The organism is Streptomyces sp. NPDC034049, assembly GCF_055575575.1.
In genome coordinates, this window is sequence record NZ_JBVISJ010000004.1 from 488,206 (window position 1) to 508,567 (window position 20,362).

A 20,362-nucleotide genomic window follows, 5' to 3' on the forward strand; every position below is an offset into this window, starting at 1 on the left:
CAGCCTAGGCGATCGGCGCGCGCCCGCCCGACCAGGGGCGCTCCGGGGCCGCGCCGGACCGGTGAACCGGCCACGTCGGAGCCCGGATTTATTGGATGGCCCCGTGTCGCGCGGCCCGTTACCTTCCCCCCATGGCGATGACTGAGGGCACGTGCACGGACCGGTTCTCCGCGGTGCGCGAGGCGTTGGCGGCCTCGTTGGACGACAAGGACGTGGGCGCCTCCGTCGCCGTGTACGTGGACGGCGAGCCCGAGGTCGACCTCTGGGGCGGGTACACCGACGCCGAGCGCACCGTTCCGTGGGAGCGGGACACCCTCACCCATGTGTGGTCCACGACCAAGACGATGACGGCCCTGTGCGTGCTGATGCTCGCCGACCGGGGCGCCCTGGACCTGCACGCCCCCGTGGCGACGTACTGGCCGGAGTTCGCGGCGGCGGGCAAGGAGGACGTACGCGTCAGCCAGGTGCTCGCGCACACGGCCGGGCTGCCCCGCTTCGAGGCGCCCACGACGCTGGAGGACCTGTACGACTGGCCGACCGTCACCGAGCGGCTCGCCGCGCAGGCACCGGCCTGGAAACCCGGCACCGAGGCGGGCTACCACGCGATGACCCAGGGCTATCTGCTGGGGGAGATCGTCCGCCGGGTCACCGGCCGCAGCCTGGGCACCTTCTTCGCCGAGGAGGTCAGCGGACCGCTGGGCGCCGACTTCCACATCGGGCTCCCCGCCGAGCACGACCACCGGGTGGCGCCGGTCATCATGCCGCCCCCCTCGCCGACCGACGACGGCCCGCCGCCCAACCCGGCCATCCCGGCCGGCACCACCGACACCACGGCCTGGCGCCGGGCCGAGATCCCGGCCGCGAACGGCCACGGCAACGCCCGCTCGGTCGCCGCCGTCCAGTCGCTGCTGTCCTGCGGAGGCGCGGCGCGCGGTGTGCGGCTGCTGTCGGAGGAGGGGTGCGCGCGGGTCTTCGAGGAGCAGTTCGACGGCGTCGACAGCGTCCTGCGCGTCCCGATGCGCTACGGCATGGGCTACGGCCTCAACAACGGCCAACTGCCCAACCCGCGTACCTGCTTCTGGGGCGGCTGGGGCGGCTCGCTCGTCGTGGTCGACCTCGACGCCCGGATGACCGTGGCGTACATGATGAACCGGATGATCGACGGGGGCCTCGGCGACGAGCGGGGCTTCATGATCCTCGCGGCCGCCTACGAGGGCCTGTCGGCCTGAACTCCTGCGCGACACAACCGAATCGACGGCATCACCCGCACCGGCCCCGGGGGAGCGGTACGACCTCGCGGCGTCCCGGCCCGGCCCGCCGAGGCCGACGCGGTGGTGGGGCTCATGCGGTGCTCCTGGGGGGACGGCTATCGCCGCGTGCCCAACGGCGTCACCGTGCGGGGCCGCCCCCGGCGGCGGGTTCCTGGTGACCGCGGCCTTCGCCGACGGGTCCGCCCGGCCTTGGACGGCCTCCCGCCTCGCCACCACCGCGCCGAACGGCGACGCGGTGGTGGGGCTCATGCGGTGCTCCTGGGCGGCCGGTCGCGGACCGCATCCGCCCCGGCGGACGGCTCGTCGCCCGCTGGGAGATCACCCCCGCCGTGGACACCGACCAGGGGCGGCTCACCGCCCGGGGCACGGCCACTCACGCGGGGGCCGGGGTGACGTGCGTGGCGCGGGCGTCGGCCACGAGGTAGGGGCGCGGGTCCGATGTCCCGGGACGCCGGTCAGGCGGGCGGGGAGCCGCGGCCCGGGATCAGCGAACCACGGCGGGGTTCGTCCGGCTGCCAGCCCAGCGCACGGGAGATACCGCGTGCCGCCACCCGTACGGCCGGCGTCAGCACCGGGACCTGGGCGCCGAGCTGGGGCACCACGACCGAGACGGCGGCGACCACGGCCCCGCCCGGTCCGCGCACGGGAGCGGCCACCGACAGGGCGTCCTCGGTGACCTGACGGCTGCTCACCGCCACGCCCGTGCGCCGCACTTCGGCGAGCACCCGGCGCAGCCGGGGCGCGTCCGCGATGGTGTACGGCGTGAAGGAGGCGAGCGGCCCCCGGCAGTAGACGTCCTGGGAGGCGGCGTCGCTGTGCGCGAGGAGCGCCAGGCCCACGCCCGTGGCGTGCAGGGGCCAGCGTGCGCCGACCCGGATGTGGACGCCGACGGCCGAGCGGCCGGAGAGCCACTCGATGTAGACGACCTCGTCCCCGTCGCGGACCGCGAGCTGCACGTTCTCGTGCGTCGCCTCGTAGAGGTCCTCCAGGTACGGCAGCGCGATCTGGCGCAGGGCGAGCCCGCGCGGGGCGAGCGCGGCGATTTCCCAGAGCCGGAGCCCCACGTGGTAGATCCCGCACGCGTCCCGCTCCAGGGCGCCCCAGTCGGCGAGCGCGCCGACCAGCCGGTGGGCCGTGGTGAGGGTCAGCCCGGCCCGGCGGCTGATGTCGGTCAGCGAGAGCGCCGGGTGGTCGTGGTCGAAGGCGGCCAGCACGGCGAGCAACCGGTCGGGAGCGGAGCGGGAGACCCCCGGCGGTGCGCTCCCCGGCGGGGCAGGGGGCACGGGCCCCGGTGTCGGGAGCGCGTCGGTGCTCATCGGCATGGTGTCACCCCAGTCCGGCCTCGGCGATCTTCTGCAGCAGCACATGGAGCGTCTCGCGCTCGGCGGCGTCGAGGGGCTCCACCAGTTCGTCGGAGACCCGCTGTCCGGCCTCGTCGGTGTCACGGAGGAAGGACCGGCCGTCCTCGGTGAGCTCGACGATCCGGCTGCGGCGGTCGTCGGGGGAGGGGCGCCGCTCGGCGAAGCCCAGCTTCTCCAGGTCGTCCACCAGCCCGACGATGGCGCTCGGGTCGTAGCCGAGGGAGGCGCTCAGCTCGCGCTGGAGCGCGCCGGGGGAGGTGGCGAGGAAGCGCAGCAGGGCGTAGTGCCGCAGCCGGAGGCCCGACTCCTGGAGGGAGGAGTTGAACAGCTGCCCGGAGCGCAGCCCCAGCCGGTACAGCAGATAGCCGGTGTCCGCGTGCAGCCCGCGCATCCACGGCTCGTGCGCGTCGATCGAGGCGGCGTCCTGTGTCTGCTGGCGGGTGATGGCGGGCTCCCTGGTCCAAGGGCCTGTCCTGACGGGATCAGGCCGGCGCCCCGGACGGGGCGGCGCGAACGTACCGCTCCAGCATGACGCAACGCCGAGGGAACAACAACTATTGACGTCAACAACTATTGCTCTTAACTTCGATTTCGAAGCCGCACTTCGATTTCGAAGCCGCTCCGCCATCCGAAGGGACCCACTCGTGCCCAGCATCGATCTCACCGGCAAGGTCGCCGTCGTCACGGGCAGTGGCCGTGGCCTGGGCCTCGCCTACGCACAGGCCCTCGCCGCCGCCGGCGCCTCCGTCGTCGTCAACGACATCGACGAGGCCGTGGCCGAGGCGGCCGTGAAGTCCATCACCGAGGCCGGCGGCAAGGCCGTCGCCGAGGTGGTCCCGGTCGGCACGACCGAGGCGGCCGACCGCCTGGTGGGCCGCGCGGTGGAGGAGTTCGGGCGGCTGGACATCCTGGTCACCAACGCGGGCATCCTCCGCGACAAGGTGCTGTGGAAGATGTCCGACGACGACTTCGACGCGGTGATCACCACCCACCTCAAGGGCACCTTCACCTGCGCCCGCGCCGCCGCGATCCGCATGCGCGAGCAGGGCGAGGGCGGCTCCCTGATCCTCGTCGGCTCCCCGGCCGGCCAGCGCGGCAACTTCGGCCAGACCAACTACGCCGCCGCCAAGGCCGGCATCGCCGCCTTCGCCCGCACCTGGGCGATGGAGCTGGGCCGCGCGAACATCACCGTCAACGCGATCGTCCCGGTCGCCGCCACCGCGATGACCGAGACCATCCCGGTCTTCGCCCCGTACGTGGAGGCCCTGCGCGAGGGCAAGCCGTTCCCCGACTTCCTGCGCAAGGGCGAGGGCTTCGGCACCCCCGAGGACTGCGCCGCCCTGGTCCCGTTCCTCGCCTCCGAGGCGGCGCGCGGTGTCACCGGCCAGGCCATCGGCATCGGCGGCGACAAGGTGGCACTCTGGTCCCACCCGCAGGAGATCAAGACGGCCTACGCGGACGGCGGCTGGACCCCCGAGGCCCTCGCCGACGTCTGGCCGACCTCGCTGGGCGCCGAACCGCAGACCGTGGGCATCCCCGCCCCGAAGATCCCGGAGGCGTGATGAGCCAGGCCATGAACGTGGAGGAACTCGTCGCGATCGACGTCCACACCCACGCGGAGGTGTCCTCGAAGAAGGGCACGTCATCACTGGACGACGAACTGCACGACGCCTCCTCCGCCTATTTCAAGGTCGAGGGCAAGCGCAAGCCCACCCTGGAGGAGACGGCCGCCTACTACCGCGAGCGGAGGATGGCCGCCGTGATCTTCACGGTGGACGCCGAGTCCGCGACCGGCACCGAGCCCGTCCCCAACGAGGAGGTCGCCGAGGCGGCCGCCGCCAACGCGGACGTGCTGATCCCCTTCGCCTCCATCGACCCCTTCCGCGGCAAGGCCGGCGTCAAGCAGGCCCGCCGCCTGGTCGAGGAGTACGGGGTCAAGGGCTTCAAGTTCCACCCCAGCGTCCAGGGCTTCTTCCCCAACGACCGCGCCGTGGCGTACGCGCTGTACGAGGTCATCGAGGAGACGGGCACGATCGCCCTCTTCCACACCGGGCAGACGGGCATCGGGGCGGGCGTCCCCGGCGGCGGAGGCATCCGCCTGAAGTACTCCAACCCGCTGCACGTGGACGACGTGGCCGCCGACTTCCCCCACCTCAAGATCATCCTGGCGCACCCGTCCTTCCCCTGGCAGGACGAGGCCCTGGCGGTCGCCACGCACAAGCCGGGCGTGCACATCGACCTCTCCGGCTGGTCGCCGAAGTACTTCCCGCCGCAGCTCGTGCAGTACGCGAACACCCTGCTGAAGGACAAGGTGCTCTTCGGCTCCGACTACCCCGTCCTCACCCCCGACCGCTGGCTCGCCGACTTCGAGAAGCTGTCGATCAAGGACGAGGTGAAGCCGAAGATCCTCAAGGAGAACGCCGCCCGTTTGCTCGGCCTGACGAAACCGTAGAGGACGCAGATGGACCTCCCCATGTGCAAGGACGGACAGGGGCACACACATGCGCAATGAGGGACTGGGGTCGTGGCCCGCCCGCCGGGCCCGCAAGACCCCGCAGCGCACCGCGCTGATCCACGGCGACACGCACCTCACCTACGGGGAGCTGTACGAGCGCACCACCCGCCTCGCCCACGCCCTGCGCGCCTCCGGCGTACGCCGCGGCGACCGCATCGCCTACCTGGGGCCCAACCACCCCTCGTACCTGGAGACCCTGTTCGCCGCCGGCACCCTCGGCGCGGTCTTCGTCCCGCTCAACACCCGCCTCGCGGGCCCCGAGATCGCCTACCAGCTGGCGGACTCCGGGGCCAAGGCGCTGGTGTACGGCGCCGGGTTCACCGGACTCGTCGCCGGACTGCCGGGCGGCGAGACCGACGTCCGCACGTTCGTGGAGACCGGCACCGAGTACGAGGCGCTGCTGGCGGGCGCGGAGGCCGAGCCGATCGACCAGCCCGTCACCGCCGACGACACCTGCATCATCATGTACACCTCGGGGACCACGGGCCGCCCCAAGGGCGCGATGCTCACCCACGGCAACATCATCTGGAACGCCGTCAACGTGCTCGTCGACCAGGACGTCATCACCGACGAACGCGCCCTGGTCTCCGCCCCGTTGTTCCACACGGCCGGGCTGAACATGCTCACCCTGCCCGTGCTGCTCAAGGGCGGCACCTGCGTCCTGGTCGAGGCCTTCGTGCCGGAGGCCACCTTCGACCTGATCGAACGGCACCGGATCACCTTCATGTTCGGCGTGCCGACCATGTTCGACCAGATCGCCCGGCACCCGCGCTGGGCCGACGCCGACCTGTCGTCGCTCAGGATGCTCTCCTGCGGCGGCTCCCCGGTGCCGACCCCGCTCATCGCCAGGTTCCAGGAGCGCGGGCTCACCTTCCTCCAGGGCTACGGCATGACGGAGGCGGCCCCCGGCACGCTCTTCCTCGACGCCGAGCACGCCGTGAGCAAGGCCGGCTCCGCGGGCGTACCCCACTTCTTCAGCGACGTACGGGTCGTCCGCCCCGACATGACGCCCGTCGACGTCGACGAGCCCGGCGAGGTCGTCGTCCGCGGACCCCATGTCATGCCCGGCTACTGGGGTCTGCCCGACGAGACGGCCGCGGTCTTCGCCGACGGCTGGTTCCGCAGCGGGGACGCCGCCCGGATCGACGAGGACGGCTATGTCTTCATCGTCGACCGCATCAAGGACATGATCATCTCCGGGGGCGAGAACATCTACCCCGCCGAGATCGAGGACCAGCTCCTCGCCCACCCCGACATCGTCGAGTGCGCGGTCATCGGCATCCCCGACGACAAGTGGGGCGAGGTGCCGCGCGCCGTGGTCGTACCCCGCGAGGGCCGCGTCCTGGACGCCGACGAGGTGCTGGCCTCACTGGCCGGGCGGCTCGCCAAGTACAAGATCCCGAAGTCGGTGGTGATCGCGGACGAACTGCCCCGCACCGCCTCCGGAAAGCTCCTCAAGGCCCGGGTGCGCAAGCGCTACGGCACCAACTCTTAGTTAAGGAACGTCCTATGAGCATCACCGTCAACGGCATCGACGAACTCAAGAAGCTCGCCGGCAGCGACCTCGGCACCAGCGAGTGGATCGAGGTCACCCAGGAGCGCATCGACACGTTCGCCGACGCGACCGGGGACCACCAGTGGATCCACGTCGACCCCGAGAAGGCGGCCGAGGGCCCCTTCGGCGCGCCGATTGCCCACGGGTACCTGACCCTGTCGCTGTTCATCCCCCTCTTCACCGAGCTGCTCGACGTCGAGGGCGTCTCGACGAAGGTCAACTACGGCCTGAACAAGGTGCGGTTCCCGTCGCCGGTCAAGGTCGGGTCGAAGATCCGCCTGGTGGGCAAGCTGGCGTCGGTCGAGGACGTGCCCGGTGGGGTGCAGATCACCGTCGACGGGACGATCGAGATCGAGGGGGCGCCGAAGCCGGCGGCCGTGCTGCAGAGCCTGTCCCGCTTCTACGCGTAAGGGTCGGTGGGGAACCGCGCGTCCGTCGTGGCCGGTCGCGCGGTTCCTGGCGCCCCTAGAAGCATCCGCCGCTCAACTCACGTCCACGAAAACGGGGTTCGAGTAGAACCACGTGTCCTCCCACGGGTCGCCGTCGCCCGGCTCGTGGGGGATCGGGCCGTGTGGATCGATGGACGCGCCCAGGTAACCCGCCCCGTTCCGCTTGCCGTCGCTGCCGCGCAGCCGGACGTAGAAGGACTCGTCGCCGGCCGTGAGCGGGACGCGCAGGGTGTACGTGCCCGTGCGACCGCTCACGTCCTTCGTGTGGACGACCTTGGTGTCGGGGGCCCGCCAGGCGTCCCGGTCGGTCACCGGGCCGCGCACCGCCCCCCGGACGACGTCGACGTGGGCCAACTCCGGCAGGATCCCGTGCGGGTTGGCGCGCGACGCGGTCGTCACGGTCACCGTCAGCGTGAGCTTCTCCCCCTTGCGGACGCGCAGCCGGCCGCCCAGGGTGACACCCCGGCCGTTGTCACGGTCGCGCTTGACCCGGACGTCCAGGCCGTCCAGAAGGTGGCCGTGGTCGACCCAGACACGGCCCGCGCGCAGGCCCGCCGTCACCGAGCGGTATCCGTAGCGGGTGACGCCGACGTGGGTGCGGCTGAACTGGCCGGGCCAGAAGTCGCTGCCGGGCTGCGGGGTGTCGGTGTTCACCGGGTCCGGCAGCTTGCCGGTGCTGTCGAAGGTCTGCCCGGCCGGCCAGTCGCCGTTCCTCCAGGTGTCGAAGACGATCCGGTGGGCGTCGGAGTTGGTGGTGATCGAGAACAGCCGGCCCTCGGCCAGCATCGCGTCCCAGAGCCCGCCCACGGTCGCCGTCGACCAGTCGAAACCGCCGTACGTGAGGTACGCCTCCACCGGGTAGCCCGGCCAGGACTGGGCCGAGGGCTTGTTCTCGTACTCGCCCCGGATCGAGGTCGTCCCCCGCCAGCCGGGGATGGCCGCGCCCTGGGCGCCGGGCGCGCCCTCCATGCCGATCATGATCTCGGGGGCGGCGTCCCGCCAGTTGCGCAACTCGTGCGGGGAGTCGATGCCCAGCCGCAGGGGGTGGTTGGCGAGCACCAGCACGTCGTCGACGTAGCCCGAACGACGCTGCTCCGCGAGCCACTTGACGGCCTTGACGGCGTGCGCCTCGTTGCGGGCGGTGTCCGCGCCGCCCACGGAACCGTCCGTGTAGCCCAGCAGCTTGCCGTCGTAGGCGCTCTCGAAGCGGGTGAGCAGGTCGACCTCGTGCCGGCCGGGGGTGGTGAAGACCGTGCAGTGCTCGGCGCCCGGGATGTACCACTCCAGGCCCTGGAAGATCAGCTGGCGGGGGTTCTCGGCGCGGGCCCGCAGGATCTCCCGGTGCTCCAGCGCGGCCCCGAAGTCGGCGTGCCCGAAGTTGGAGTGCTCGGTGAACACCATCCAGTCGAGACCGTACCGCGCGCCCGCGGCAGCCAGTTGGGAGAACGTGTACTTGGCGTCGTGGCTGTAGACGCTGTGGACGTGATGGTCGCCCACGAGGTAGGCGAGCCGAGGGTCCTCGCCCCCGTACGGGCGGGAAGCGGCCGCGGCCGGGGTCGTCAGGGCGCCCGTCGCGCCCGTCGCGAACGCGGCACCGAAGAGGCCCGCGCCCCGCAGCAGTCCACGGCGCGACACCCCCTGCGCGTCGAGGTCGGCGGCGGAGACGGACGGATCGGCCCAGACGGGCAGCGGCTGCTCGGGTGTGCCGGACAGGTCGGACATGGTGGTCCCCTCGTCTCTCAGTGGTTCATGAACGACGTGACGGGCAGCGCCCGTTCGACGATGCGGACGTCACCGAGGCGTCCGTGCAGGATCTGGTCGATCTTCCCGGCGTACTCGTAACCGCCGAGGATCCAGGGCAGCCCGACCGAGGCGAGCCCGACGGCGGGGGCCTTCGGATTGCGCACGACCGGGCAGCCCTGCACATAGAGGGTCGTGTGCCGTCCGTCGTTGACGACCGCGAGGTGCCACCACGTCTCCAGCGGGGTCTCCTGACCCCAGTTGGTCGCGATGCCCTGCTGGTTGAGCGGGCGCACCGCCCACTGCGGCTCCCGGTCGTTCGACAGCGACAGCGTGGCGAGCGGCTCGTCCGGGTCGTCGGCGGTCTTGCCCGCCGCGCCGCCCGTGCCGGTCCGGCCGAGGACGCCGGCCCAGGCGTGGTTCGAGGGGTTCCAGTCGGCGGGCAGCCGGTAGAACGCCTCGATGGTGTAGCCGTCCTTGAACGTGGCCGAGTTCAGGGGAGCCCCGTCGACCGTGCGCAGATAGGCGCCCGTCAGCGGGGGCTTGCCGCCGTGGAACTCCAGGCTGCCGTGGCCCGGCTGGTCAGGGTGGTGGTCGGCCGACCAGGTCAGGGTGCCGCCGCCGACGGTCACGAGGGTGAGGTCGTTGCCGTGTCCTGAGCGGTCCGGGACGGTGCCGCCGACCTCGGCCCCGTCCTGGTGCCCGTCGAACCGCCAGTAGGCGACCGTGCCGGGTATCAGCATCCTCGACGCCGGACGGGCCGCGCGGGCGGGCACCGGCGCGAACCCGGCGAACCGCTTCTCGAAGTCGATCTCGACGGTGAACCGGTCGGCGTCGCCGGAGAGTTCGATCTCCTGCCGCTCCAGCTCGTTGAGCCCCTTCGCCGCCCGGCCCAGGATCCACGGGGAGACCGTCTCCACGTCGATGGTGTTCCGGTCGAGGTCGAAGCGGTAGAGCCGGATCATCGCCGCGCCGCCGAAGTACCGGTTCTGGTAGTTCGTGAGGTGCAGATGGACATCGTTGTCGGCGGCGTTCTTCCGGGTCGCCCGCGCCGCCGGCCAGTAGTGCCCGTTGAGGGTGAGGAAGATCTGGTCGTGGTCCTCGATCAGCTGGTCCCACACCTGCTGTCCGTACGTCGAGAGCGAGTCGTCGCCGTCGACGATCTCGTGCGTGGTGAGCACGACCGGAGTCCTCGGGTGCCGGGCCAGGACGTCCTTCGCCCAGGCGAAGCCCTTCGCGGAGAGCCGCCAGTCCAGGGCCAGCACCATCCACTGCCGGCCGCCCGCCTCGAAGAGGTGGAAGGAGTTGTAGCCGTCCGGGGAGGCGCCCCCGAAGGTCGGCCGGCCCTCGAAGCGGTCGGGCCCGAACACGTCCAGGTACGGGGTCGGCCCCCGCTGGTCGTCGGTGGACGAGCGCACGTCGTGGTTGCCCGCGAGGACGCTGTAGCCGACACCCCGGCGGTCCAGGAGCCGGAAGGCCTCACCGATCGCCACCGTCTCCTGCGCGGTGCCGTTCTGGGTGAGGTCCCCGAGATGCGACAGGAACACGATGTTCTCCTCCTCACCGTGCTCCAGGAGGTACCGCAGGGACGCCTCGACGGGCGCCTTGTCGATGCTCGGCCCGTCGAAGAGGTACTGCGTGTCGGGCATGACGGCCAGCGTGAAGCGGCGGCTCGTGGGATCGGGCCGCCGGCGCTCGGGCGCCGCCTGCGCCACGGCGGGAAGCGAGACGGTGGCGGCCGCGCCCAGCAGGGCCGTGGCGCGCAGGAAGTTACGTCTGCCCGAGCGGGCCCGGGCAGACTCCTGCCCCGGTTCGTGCGAGGTGCACACAGTGACTCCGTAGATGGGGGTTCGTGGTTCAGAGCGCCCGCAGCGTCCACGACCAGCGGTGGACGCCCGGGGGGACGAGGTACGACGGCGCGGTGTCGGGACCGCACGAGGCGGTGCCCAGTCCCCGGTGCGCCGCGTCGATGTGGACGACACAGCCGGGCCGGGACACCAACTCGTCGTGATGGGCGACGGCCGTCAGGTCCGCCGCGCGATACCGGGTGACCGAGACCTGCCGGGGCCCGTCCAGCCGTACCGCCAGGGCGTGACCGCCCCCGGAGAGCGTGAAGTGCCGTACACCGTGCCGGCCCCCGCTCTCCTGCGGCCGCAGGTACGGGGTGAACAACGCGTCCACGGGGGCCGCGTGGTGACCTACGGGCGCCCCGGCGGCACGGTCCGGGTAGCTCTCCCAGGGGCCCTGCCCGTACCAGGCCAGACTGTCGAGGCCCTCGGCGGTCTCGAACACCGTGCCGACCCGGGCCACGTCCGTCAGCCCTTCCGGGAGCACGGCCGTCTCCTCCACGAGCAGCCGGCCGTCCACCAGCGCCGTGAACGCCTGCTCGTGCTCGACGACCCCCGCACCCGTGGTCCAGCGGGAGCGGACCCGCACGGTGGACCCCTTGCGCTCCACGGCGACCGGCTCGCGCTCCACGCGGTCCAGACCCAGTTCGCGCCAGCGCTCGGCCATGCCGCCGAGGACGTCGTTGTCGGTCGGGGCCCGCCACAGGCTCAGGACCGGCGGGGAGGCGAGCAGCGGATGCAGCAGTAGCCCGTCCGGGTCCGTCTCCGGCGGCGGGACGTGCCCGAGGTCCTCCTCGGCGCCCACCACCGGTTCGCCCTCCTCCGCCGGGTACCACTGGACCTGCGGGCAGCACACCTCGGTGCCGCGCGGCGCCCAGGGCTCGTCGTCGGCCGTCGTCACCCGCAGCGTCAGCCAGATCTCGCCGGCCCCGCCCGCCGGCTCGGGCCGGTCGATCACCGCCGAGCCGCCGGGCGGTACGGCGGGCAGTTGGGCCGGCACCGTCCAGGTGCCGCCGTCGGCCGCCGCGAACTCCCACTCGGCCGCCAGCCACGAAAGGTCGCGGAAGTGCTGCCGGTTGTGCACCCGCAGCACCCGCCAGCTGTCCTCGCCCTCCACCGACAGCCGCACCGGGGCGGCGATCTCCCGGTGCTCGAACATCACCGGCTTCGGGGTGCGGTCGGGGAGGACGATCCCGTCGGCGATGAAGGCGCCGTCGTGGACGGTCTCACCGAAGTCGCCGCCGTAGGCCCAGCGCAGGCCGGGGCCGGCGACCCCGTTCTCGTACAGCCCGGCGCCCCCACGCCCGGCCGGTCGTCCGTCGTTCACACGCTGGAGGATGCCGTGGTCCCAGAACTCCCAGATGAACCCGCCCTGAAGACCCGGGGTCGCCTCGATGGCGGCCCACGTGTCGGCGAGGGTGCCGTTGCTGTTGCCCATGGCGTGCGAGTACTCGCACTGGATCAGCGGCCTGGTCTGCTCGCCCGACAGCGCGTGCGCCACACAGTCCTCGATGGGCGCGTACATCGGACAGGCGATGTCGGAGGCGTCGTCCGTCGCCGCCCAGTCCAGCTTCGCCGCCCCCTCGTACTGCACCGGACGCGTCGGGTCGTGGCGCCGCAGCCAGCCCGCCGCCGCGTCGTGGTTCGCCCCGTAGTCGGACTCGTTGCCCAGCGACCAGACGATCACCGACGGATGGTTCTTGTCCCGCAGGACCATGCGGGAGACACGGTCCACGAAGGCGTTCAGATAACGGGGGTCGTCGGCGATCTCGTGCGCGTGGTCGTGCGACTCGATGTCCGCCTCGTCCACCACGTAGAAGCCCAGCTCGTCCGTGAGGTCGTACAGGGCGGGGTCGCCCGGGTAGTGGGAGGTGCGGATCGCGTTGAAGCCGAACCGCTTCAGCGTCAGCAGGTCCGCCCGCATGTCCTCGTACGACACCGTGCGACCCGTCAGCGGATGGAAGTCGTGCCGGTTCACCCCCCGGATGTAGACCCGCTCCCCGTTCACCAGCAGGTCCCGGCCGCGGATCTCCACGTCGCGGAAGCCGACCCGGTGGCGCGAGGTGTCGGCCACCGTGCCGTCGGCGCGGTGCAGCCGGACGGTGAGGTCGTACAGCTCGGGGGTCTCGGCGTTCCAGGTCCGCACGTCCGGGACGACCGTGCCCAGCCGGGCCTCGCCGAGGAAGTCGGAGACCCGCTCGTCCTCGGCGTTGAACCGGTCGAACTCCCGGTCCTGGGCCAGCTCCAGACCGGCCGGCGCCGGACCGTCCAACTCCCCGCTGACGTACCACCCGGCCGGCAGCGCGCCCGTCGCCGTCCCCGCCGCCGAGCGCACCCGGCAGTCCACCCGCAGCTCCCCGTCACGGCGGGCCCGCACGGTCACGTCCGCGAGATGGAGCGGATCGGTGGCGTACAGCAGCACCGGGCGGGTGATCCCGCCCAGCCACCACTGGTCCTGGTCCTCGATGTGCGAGGCGTCCGACCACTTCACCACCGTGAGCCGCACGGTCGCCCGCGCCCCGGCGCGGACCAGACCGGACAGGTCGAACTCGGCGGCCAGGTGCGAGTCCTTGGAGACCCCGACGGGACGCCCGTCCACGTGGACGAGCAGCACGCTCTCGGCGGCGCCCACGTGCAGCACGATCCGGCGGCCGGCCCACTCGGCGGGGAGGTCGACCTCCCGCTCGTACACCCCGGTCGGGTTCGCGGCGGGCGCGTCGGGCGGGAACTGCGGCCAGGGCATCCGGACGTTGGTGTACTGCGGGGGGTCCTCCGCCGCGTGGAGCGCCCAGGAGCCGGGGAGTTCGGCCCAGGACCAGGCGGGCCCGGGCTCCCGCTCGGGCGACGGCAGCAGCTGGAAGCGCCACCGGCCGTCGAGCGACACCGCCCCCTCGCGCCGGTCCACGGCGCTCATGGGCAGCCGCCCCCAGGAGGTCACCTCGGGGTGCTGCCAGGGGCGCAGGGCGAAGAGTGCGTCGGTCATGACCGTTCCGAAGTCGGGGGTGACAGGGGGGAGGGAACCGGCCGGGGCAGGACGCGCCCCGGCAGGTCCCAGGCGGAGGAGACGGGGATGCCGAGCCGGTCGAGGACCGTGGGGGCGATGTCGATGAGCCGGGGGGAGTCCAGACGGGCGCCGGGGGAGGTCCCGTCCGAGGGGGCTCCCTGCTCGGCGAGGACGACGAAGACCTCGCGTTCGGCGCGGGTGTCGCCGCCGTGACCGCCGGCGTCGAGATGACCGTGGTCGGTGGTGACCAGGACCGTCCAGCGCTCGTCCGCGCGGGCGGGGTCGCGGCGCCGGGCGTCGATCGCCTCCAACAGCCGCCCGAGGTGGGCGTCCTGGGCCAGCAGGGCCCGGTCGTAGGCGGGGCTGAGGGGGCCCGTGGCGTGGCCGGCCTCGTCGGTGGCGCCGAAGTACACGAACACGACGTCCGGGTCGTCCTCGGTGAGCCGGCGCACGGCGGTGTCGGCGACGCGCCGGTCCGCGTCCTCGTAGCCGCCCGACTCCCCGTCGTAGCGCGCGCGTTCGCCGATGGCGGGGCCCAGGGTGCCGCGGTCGACCAGTTCGGGCCAGGACACCGCGGCCAGCGTACGCAGACCCGGCCGCGCGGCGGCGGCGCGGCTGAGGAAGTCGGGGTACCGGGAGTAGTCGGCGCCCTCGAAGTCGTTGCCGGTGACCCCGTGCCGGTCGGGCCACACCCCGGTCAGCACGCTCGACCAGCCCGGCCCGGAGTCGGTGTAGGCCATGCTGGTGGACGGCCCGCCCTCGGCACCGCCGTCCACCTCGCCGTAGGGCAGCAGACTGCTGCCGTGGGCGCCCGCGGCCATCAGCCCGTGCAGCACCGGCGCCGTGGCCGACGAGCGGGCGAGCCTGTCGAAGCGCACCCCGTCCATGCCCACCACCAGCACCTTGCCGTGTTCCGGCCGCCCGTCGCTCTCGGTGTGCACCACTGCGCCCCTCTGTCTCGACACTGGTCCACCTGCCGCCGTACGGCGGTTCAACTGCCCTGGACCGCGCCCTCGGTGGCCCCCGCGATGAACCCGCGCGCGAAGACGGCGAAGACGATCACCAGCGGGAGGGACGCCATCAGCACACCGGCCATCACCATGCTGTAGTCGGTGTTGTGGCCGACGTTGAGCTGGGCCAGCTCGACCTGGAGCGTGACGTGGTCGGGGTTGGTGAGCACGATGAGGGGCCAGACGTAGTCGTTCCAGGCGCCGACGAAGGCGTAGATGGCGAGGAAGGACATCGCGGGCCTGATCATCGGCAGTGCCACGTTCCAGTACTGCCGCAGGAAGCCGGCGCCGTCGATGCGCGCCGCGTCCAGCAGTTCGTCGGGCACCCCGTTCTCGATGTACTGGCGCAGCCAGAAGATGCCGAAGGCGTTGGAGAGGGCGGGCCAGACCAGCGCCTTGAGCATGCCGACCCAGCCGATCTCGGACATCAGGATGAACTGCGGCAGGACCGCGAGCTGGAGCGGCAGCATCATGAACACCAGGAGCGTGCCGAAGAGGATCTTGCGCCCCGGGAACTCGAACTTGGCGAAGGCGAAGGCGGCCAGGGAGTCGACGAGCAGCACCAGCACCGTGGTGGCGCAGGCGATGACGACCGTGTTGAGCATCGACCCGAAGAAGTCGACCGTGTCGAGCACACCCCGGACGTTCTCCAGCAGATGCGAGCCGGGGGTCAGCTTCGGCGGGCTCTTGTAGATGTCCCGCGTGGTGTTGGTCGCCATCACGATCGTCCACACGAACGGGAAGACCGAGATCACGACGGCCAGCAGGAGGAAGAGGTGCGGGGAGAGGCCCTTGGGACGGCGCGGCCGCTTCCCGCCCGTCGCCGGCTTCGCGCCGGTGGCCGGCCGCGTGGTGACGGCTGTCGTCATGACTTCCTCCCTCGTTGCACGATGCGCCAGTTGATGACGACGAGCACGATGATCAGTACGAAGAAGGCCCACACGATGGCCGCGCCGTAGCCGTAGTCGTTGTCGAGGAAGGCCGACTGGTAGAAGTACAGCAGCGTGGTCAGGCCCGCCTGCCCCGGGCCGCCGAGGTTCTGGTTGGCGGCGTTGCTGGCGAAGAGCACCTGGGGTTCGCTGAAACTCTGCAGACCGTTGATGGTCGAGATGACGACGGTGAACAGGATGATCGGCCGCATGATCGGAATGGTGATCTGGAAGAAGGTGCGGATCGGTCCGGCGCCGTCCATCCTGGCCGCCTCGTAGACCGACTGCGGGATGGCCTGGAGGCCGGCCAGGTAGATGATCATGTTGTAGCCGGTCCACATCCACGTCATCAGCAGGGCGATGACCACCTTGATCAGCCACGGATCGCTCAGCCACGGCACGGGTGAGATGCCGACCGTGCCCAGAATCGCGTTGACCAGCCCGAAGTCGTTGCTGAACACCGCTCCGAAGAAGATCGCCACGGCGACGATCGACGTCACGTTGGGCACGTAGAGGGCGATGCGGTAGAAGCCCTTGAAGCGGCGCACCGAGTGCAGCAGCGTCGCCAGCACCAGCGCGCCGAAGAGCGTGGGGACGGTGGACAGGACCCAGATGATCAGCGTGTTGCGGATGGACAGCCAGAAGACCGGGTCGCTCCAGAGGAACTCGAACTGCTGGAGACCCACGAACTGCTTGGTGCCCAGCCCGTCGTAGCGCTGGAAGGACAGGTACAGCGAGTAGAAGACGGGGACGAACGAGAAGCCGAGGAAGATCAGGTAGAAGGGCGAGATCGCCAGGTACTGCCGCCAGTACGACAGCACACCGCGACGCGTGGGCCGAGCGACGCCCGCGGGCGGGGTGCGCCGCGGGCGGAAGCGGGCCGGGCCCGGCCCGCCACGGTGCTCGGGCACCGTGGCGGGACCGGTCACCGGAGGTGACGACACCTCAGTTCACCCCCTGTCGCCTGGCGATCTGCTTGGCCTGGGAGACCGCGTCCTTCCAGGCGTCGTCCGGCTTCTTGCCCTTGGCCTCGATGCTGGTCAGCTCGGCCATGAAGGGGGCCATGACCGCGGAGTCGGCGGGCGCCTCGTAGCTGACGGGTATGGCCTCGGCGGCCGGACCGAAGACCTCGATGATCTTCTGCCCGCCGAAGAAGGCGTCGGGGCCCGTCATGGCCGGCATCGCGTACGTCTCCGGGGAGGCGGGGAAGATGGTGGCGTCGGCGAAGCTCTTGGCGTTGTTGTCGGGGCTGAGGATCCAACTGATGATCTTGAACGCCTCTTCGGGGTTCCGGCACTGCTTGGGCAGGGTCAGATAGGAGCCGCCCTGGTTGGCCGGTCCGCCCGGGGTCGCGCAGACCCGCCACTTGCCCTTGGTGTTCGGCGCGGCCGACTCGATGTCCAGCGCGTGCCAGGCGGCGCCGACCTCGGTGGTCAGGCTCTTGCCGACGGCCGCGTTCCAGCTCTGGTCGTTGATCTTGGCGTCGAGGCCGAGCGTGTAGGCGCGGACCGCGTGGTCCCACGCGGCGCGGATGTGGTCCTGGTCGCCGATGAAGTGGTTGTCCTGGTCGATGAACCGCTTGGTGCCCTGGCCGACCGCGATGCTGAACACCGAGCCCATGTTGTTGATGAGGAAGGTGCCGGGCAGCGCCTTCTTCAGCTCGGTGCCGAGCGCGAAGTAGTCGTCCCAGGTCTTCGCCTCGGCGGCGACCTTCGCCGGGTCGGAGGGCAGCCCCGCCTTCTCGAACTGGTCGGCACGGTAGAAGAGCGCGGTGGGACCGATGTCGATCGGGAAGCCGATCTGCTTGCCGTCCTCGGTCTGCGCGAGCTTGGTCTTCCACTCCAGGTACTGCGAGGAGAGCTTCTTGAAGCCCAGGTCGTTCAGGTCGAGGAAGCGGTCCGCGTTGGGCAGGAAGGAGGCGATGTCCTCGCCCTTGATGCCGGTGATGTCCGGCACGGAGGAGCCGCCCGCCGCGAGCGTGGTGGTGAGCTTCTGCTTGAAGTCGCCACCGATGGAGGAACTGGTCAGCTTGATCTGGCTCTTGAAGTGCGTCTTGGCCTCGGCGACCACCTTGTCGCTGAGGGCTCCGCCCCAGTACCACATGGTGAGGTTCTTGCCGTTCTTGGTGCCGCCGGAATCCGAGCCGCCGCCACAGGCGACGGTCAGGCCGGAGGCCGCCGCGGTGAACACGGCAGCCTGGAGGAAGCCTCTACGAGAAAGGTCCACGGGTCACTCCTGTTGGTTCCTGTTCGTGGTACTTCGGGGCTTTGGTGCGGGGGGTCAGTGGAGCCGCGCGGGCGGGGTGACCGGGGCGTGGCGCACCGGTGGGCCCACGTCGGCCGGGATGCGGTCCGCGAGGAAGCCGTAGGCCTTCTTCAGGTCGGGGTCGGTCAGCGAGCGCCACCAGCGCTCGACGCCGTACCAGCCGGGCGCGGCGAGGCCCCCGCCGTGCCGGCCCACCGAGAGTCCGGCGGACAACACGGCGAACCGCAGCCGCTCCGCCAGCGGCCAGCCGCCGAGGGAGGCGGCGACGAAGCTCGCGCCGAAGACGTCGCCGGCGCCCGTCGCGTCGAGCACGTCGACGTCCAGGGCCGCCACCTCCGCGTACTCCCCGGTCGTCTGGTCCACCGCGACCGCGCCCTCGCCGCCGCGGGTGACCACGGCCACCGGCACCAGCTCGCTCAGGGTGCCGAGCGCGGCGACCGCGCTGTCGGTGCGGGTGTAGGCCGTCGCCTCGGTCTCGTTGGGGAGGAAGGCGTGGCACAGGGCGAGTTGGTCGAGCAGGTCGCGCGACCACTGCTGGGTGGGGTCCCAGCCGACATCCGCGTAGATGAGCGTGCCGTTCGCGGCGGCCTTGGCGAGCCACTCGCGGGGCTCGGCCTCGATGTGCACCAGCGCCGTACGCGCTTCGGGCGGATCGCCCATCAGGACGTCCTGGGAGTACGGCGGTTCCTGGCCGTGGGTGACCAGGGCCCGGTCGTGACCGTGCGCGAGGGCGACGGTGACCGGGGTGTGCCAGCCGTCGGCGGTGCGCGAGAGGGAGAGGTCGACGCCTTCCTGTCCGGCGAGGACGTCACGGCAGTACTGGCCGTAGTAGTCGTCGCCGAAGACCGTGGCCAGCGAGGTCCGCAGGCCGAAACGGGCTGCGGCCACCGCCAGGTTGGCGATGCCGCCCGGGCCGCAGCCCATGCCGTCGGTCCAGATCTCCTCGCCGGGCGTGGGCGGCTTTCCCAGCCCCGTGAGCACGAGGTCGTAGAAGAGCAGCCCGGTCAGCAGCACGTCGGGCCGGTCGTCGTCCACGCGTGCACCCTCTCGTCGACACCTGGGAAGGCTCTCGAAGATCACTCTTCAAAAGTCTTCAATTTCGGTGCACAGATCGTGCGCGCCTCCGGGAAGTTTGGCAAGAGTCGAGCAGAAGTGAGCATGGATTTGATTGGGAATGACGAGTACTGTTCAGCGCGTGCTGGCAGAGAGACGACATCAACTCATCCTGCGGGCCCTGCGATCAGGCGGGCCGGCAGCGGTCACCGACCTGTCCGAACAGCTCGGTGTGAGCCCCGCCACCATTCGGCGCGACCTCGTCCGGCTGGAGGAGGAGGGGCTGCTCACCCGGGTGCACGGCGGGGCGGTCGTGGACGAGGGCGATCAGCCCTTCGCCGAGGTGGCCGAGGTGCGGGTGGCGGAGAAGGACGCGATAGCGGCGAAGGCCGCGTCGATGGTCCACGACGGGCAGTCCGTGCTCCTGGACATCGGGACCACCGCGTACCGCCTGGCCCGGCAGCTGCACGGTCGCCGACTCACCGTGATCACCAGCAACCTGGTCGTCTACGAGGAGCTGGCCGACGACGAGGGCATCGAACTGGTGCTGCTCGGCGGCATGGTCCGCCGCGAGTACCGTTCCCTCGTCGGTTTCCTCACCGAGGACAACCTCCGTCAACTCCACGCCGACTGGCTGTTCCTCGGAACGAGTGGAGTGCGTCCCGGTGGCCAGGTGATGGACACGACCGTCGTCGAGGTCCCCGTCAAACGCGCGATGATCAGGGCGAGCGACAGGGTCGTCCTGCTCGCCGACTCCGCGAAGTTCCCCGGCACGGGCATGGCGAAGGTCTGCGGCCCCAGGGAACTCGACGTGGTCGTCACCAACGGCCCGGTGGAACAGTCCACCCGCACGTCACTGGAGGAGGCAGGCGTCGAAGTGGTCACCCCATGACCGCCCCCGGGGGCGGGACGACTGACACGTGTCGAACGGCCCGGACGAGTCGGCCGGTGACGACGCCCGGTCCGGCACGGCCCGACGGGCCCGGCCTCGGACGGCTCCGAGCCTCCGGCACCCGCGAGGCCGGCCGACCCGTCCCCGGCGGCCACCGCGCGTCCGCCGCCGGGCGGCCGCGGGTGCCCGACGTCGACGGGACCGGCCGACCAGGCCGCGACGGAGTCGGGTGCCCGGCCTCCGGCGGCTCCGGGCGACCTGCCTCGGCGTCGCCGGCAAGCCCGGCCTCGGCGGGTCGAGTCGGCCGGTCTCGGCAGGGTCGGTCAGCTCGTCTCGACCGGGTCGGTGCGCTCTGCTCCGGAAGGCGCCCGGGTCGGCAAGCCCGGCCTCGGCGGGTCGAGTCGGCCGGTCTCGGCAGGGTCGGTCAGCTCGTCTCGACCGGGTCGGTGCGCTCTGCTCCGGAAGGCGCCC

At 71.5% G+C, this 20,362-nt stretch carries 16 protein-coding genes; 6 read left to right on the top strand and 10 right to left on the bottom strand.

From position 1 onward, the window contains the following. The first annotated feature begins 131 nt into the window (after positions 1 to 131). Entirely contained in the window at positions 132 to 1,229 is a 1,098-nt protein-coding gene (locus tag ACZ52C_RS15400; RefSeq protein WP_469075187.1) for a serine hydrolase domain-containing protein, read from the top strand. Positions 1,230 to 1,726: 497 nt separating this feature from the next. Here ACZ52C_RS15400 and ACZ52C_RS15405 read toward each other — a convergent pair whose 3' ends face one another. Then, on the bottom strand, positions 1,727 to 2,593 hold the full coding sequence (locus ACZ52C_RS15405; protein WP_469075188.1) for an IclR family transcriptional regulator: 867 nt from the start codon (positions 2,591 to 2,593) through the stop codon (positions 1,727 to 1,729). 4 nt (positions 2,594 to 2,597) lie between these two features. After that, entirely contained in the window at positions 2,598 to 3,023 is a 426-nt protein-coding gene (locus tag ACZ52C_RS15410; RefSeq protein ID WP_045556725.1) for a MarR family winged helix-turn-helix transcriptional regulator, read from the bottom strand. A gap of 253 nt (positions 3,024 to 3,276) precedes the next feature. Between ACZ52C_RS15410 and ACZ52C_RS15415 the strand changes: the two genes are divergently transcribed. Genes ACZ52C_RS15415 through ACZ52C_RS15430 form a run of 4 tightly spaced genes read left to right on the top strand, consistent with a single transcriptional unit; the run spans position 3,277 to position 7,112 of the window. Further along, positions 3,277 to 4,194: an SDR family NAD(P)-dependent oxidoreductase gene (locus ACZ52C_RS15415; RefSeq protein ID WP_086797979.1), complete on the top strand. Its 918-nt coding sequence runs from the start codon at positions 3,277 to 3,279 to the stop codon at positions 4,192 to 4,194. Positions 4,195 to 4,205: 11 nt separating this feature from the next. Next, the gene (locus tag ACZ52C_RS15420) at positions 4,206 to 5,084 is read left to right on the top strand and encodes an amidohydrolase family protein (RefSeq protein ID WP_469075346.1); all 879 of its coding nucleotides are present in this window, start codon (positions 4,206 to 4,208) and stop codon (positions 5,082 to 5,084) included. A gap of 49 nt (positions 5,085 to 5,133) precedes the next feature. After that, entirely contained in the window at positions 5,134 to 6,642 is a 1,509-nt protein-coding gene (menE, locus tag ACZ52C_RS15425) for an o-succinylbenzoate--CoA ligase (RefSeq protein ID WP_469075189.1), read from the top strand. Positions 6,643 to 6,656: 14 nt separating this feature from the next. Next, positions 6,657 to 7,112: a MaoC family dehydratase gene (locus ACZ52C_RS15430; protein WP_239758770.1), complete on the top strand. Its 456-nt coding sequence runs from the start codon at positions 6,657 to 6,659 to the stop codon at positions 7,110 to 7,112. Between the two features lie 72 nt (positions 7,113 to 7,184). Here the strand turns inward: ACZ52C_RS15430 and ACZ52C_RS15435 are convergent, their stop codons facing one another. The 8 genes from ACZ52C_RS15435 to ACZ52C_RS15470 all read right to left on the bottom strand — a co-directional run bounded on the left by ACZ52C_RS15435 (position 7,185) and on the right by ACZ52C_RS15470 (position 18,981). Next, positions 7,185 to 8,873 carry a PHP domain-containing protein gene (locus ACZ52C_RS15435; RefSeq protein WP_469075190.1) on the bottom strand — a complete coding sequence of 563 codons (1,689 nt, stop codon included), beginning with the start codon at positions 8,871 to 8,873 and terminating at the stop codon, positions 7,185 to 7,187. Positions 8,874 to 8,890: 17 nt separating this feature from the next. Then, positions 8,891 to 10,720 (bottom strand): LamG-like jellyroll fold domain-containing protein, encoded by a 1,830-nt coding sequence (locus ACZ52C_RS15440; RefSeq protein ID WP_469075191.1) that lies wholly within the window; start codon positions 10,718 to 10,720, stop codon positions 8,891 to 8,893. Positions 10,721 to 10,748: 28 nt separating this feature from the next. Next, a complete protein-coding gene (locus ACZ52C_RS15445) occupies positions 10,749 to 13,721 on the bottom strand; it encodes a glycoside hydrolase family 2 TIM barrel-domain containing protein (RefSeq protein ID WP_469075192.1) in 2,973 nt (990 codons plus the stop codon). Further along, a complete protein-coding gene (locus tag ACZ52C_RS15450; protein WP_469075193.1) occupies positions 13,718 to 14,683 on the bottom strand; it encodes an alkaline phosphatase family protein in 966 nt (321 codons plus the stop codon). The genes ACZ52C_RS15445 and ACZ52C_RS15450 overlap by 4 nt, the downstream gene beginning before the upstream one ends. A 50-nt stretch (positions 14,684 to 14,733) precedes the next feature. Beyond that, entirely contained in the window at positions 14,734 to 15,621 is an 888-nt protein-coding gene (locus ACZ52C_RS15455) for a carbohydrate ABC transporter permease (protein ID WP_469075194.1), read from the bottom strand. Beyond that, positions 15,618 to 16,502 carry a carbohydrate ABC transporter permease gene (locus ACZ52C_RS15460; protein ID WP_220651313.1) on the bottom strand — a complete coding sequence of 295 codons (885 nt, stop codon included), beginning with the start codon at positions 16,500 to 16,502 and terminating at the stop codon, positions 15,618 to 15,620. Before ACZ52C_RS15460 ends, ACZ52C_RS15455 begins: the two co-directional genes overlap by 4 nt. A 124-nt stretch (positions 16,503 to 16,626) precedes the next feature. Then, positions 16,627 to 17,907 carry an ABC transporter substrate-binding protein gene (locus tag ACZ52C_RS15465; RefSeq protein WP_060882679.1) on the bottom strand — a complete coding sequence of 427 codons (1,281 nt, stop codon included), beginning with the start codon at positions 17,905 to 17,907 and terminating at the stop codon, positions 16,627 to 16,629. Between the two features lie 54 nt (positions 17,908 to 17,961). Then, positions 17,962 to 18,981, bottom strand: coding sequence for a carbohydrate kinase family protein (locus tag ACZ52C_RS15470; protein WP_469075195.1), 1,020 nt, complete (start codon positions 18,979 to 18,981; stop codon positions 17,962 to 17,964). 160 nt (positions 18,982 to 19,141) lie between these two features. Between ACZ52C_RS15470 and ACZ52C_RS15475 the strand changes: the two genes are divergently transcribed. Then, entirely contained in the window at positions 19,142 to 19,891 is a 750-nt protein-coding gene (locus ACZ52C_RS15475; RefSeq protein WP_469075196.1) for a DeoR/GlpR family DNA-binding transcription regulator, read from the top strand. Positions 19,892 to 20,362: the final 471 nt, after the last annotated feature.

Coding starts and splice junctions, on each gene's coding strand:
- ACZ52C_RS15435 (WP_469075190.1), bottom strand. CDS start 8,873: ATGTCCGACCTGTCCGGCACACCCGAGCAGCCGCTGCCCGTCTGGGCC.
- ACZ52C_RS15455 (WP_469075194.1), bottom strand. CDS start 15,621: ATGACGACAGCCGTCACCACGCGGCCGGCCACCGGCGCGAAGCCGGCG.
- ACZ52C_RS15410 (WP_045556725.1), bottom strand. CDS start 3,023: ATGCGCGGGCTGCACGCGGACACCGGCTATCTGCTGTACCGGCTGGGG.
- ACZ52C_RS15430 (WP_239758770.1), top strand. CDS start 6,657: ATGAGCATCACCGTCAACGGCATCGACGAACTCAAGAAGCTCGCCGGC.
- ACZ52C_RS15445 (WP_469075192.1), bottom strand. CDS start 13,721: ATGACCGACGCACTCTTCGCCCTGCGCCCCTGGCAGCACCCCGAGGTG.
- ACZ52C_RS15420 (WP_469075346.1), top strand. CDS start 4,206: ATGAACGTGGAGGAACTCGTCGCGATCGACGTCCACACCCACGCGGAG.
- menE (WP_469075189.1), top strand. CDS start 5,134: ATGCGCAATGAGGGACTGGGGTCGTGGCCCGCCCGCCGGGCCCGCAAG.
- ACZ52C_RS15400 (WP_469075187.1), top strand. CDS start 132: ATGGCGATGACTGAGGGCACGTGCACGGACCGGTTCTCCGCGGTGCGC.
- ACZ52C_RS15405 (WP_469075188.1), bottom strand. CDS start 2,593: ATGCCGATGAGCACCGACGCGCTCCCGACACCGGGGCCCGTGCCCCCT.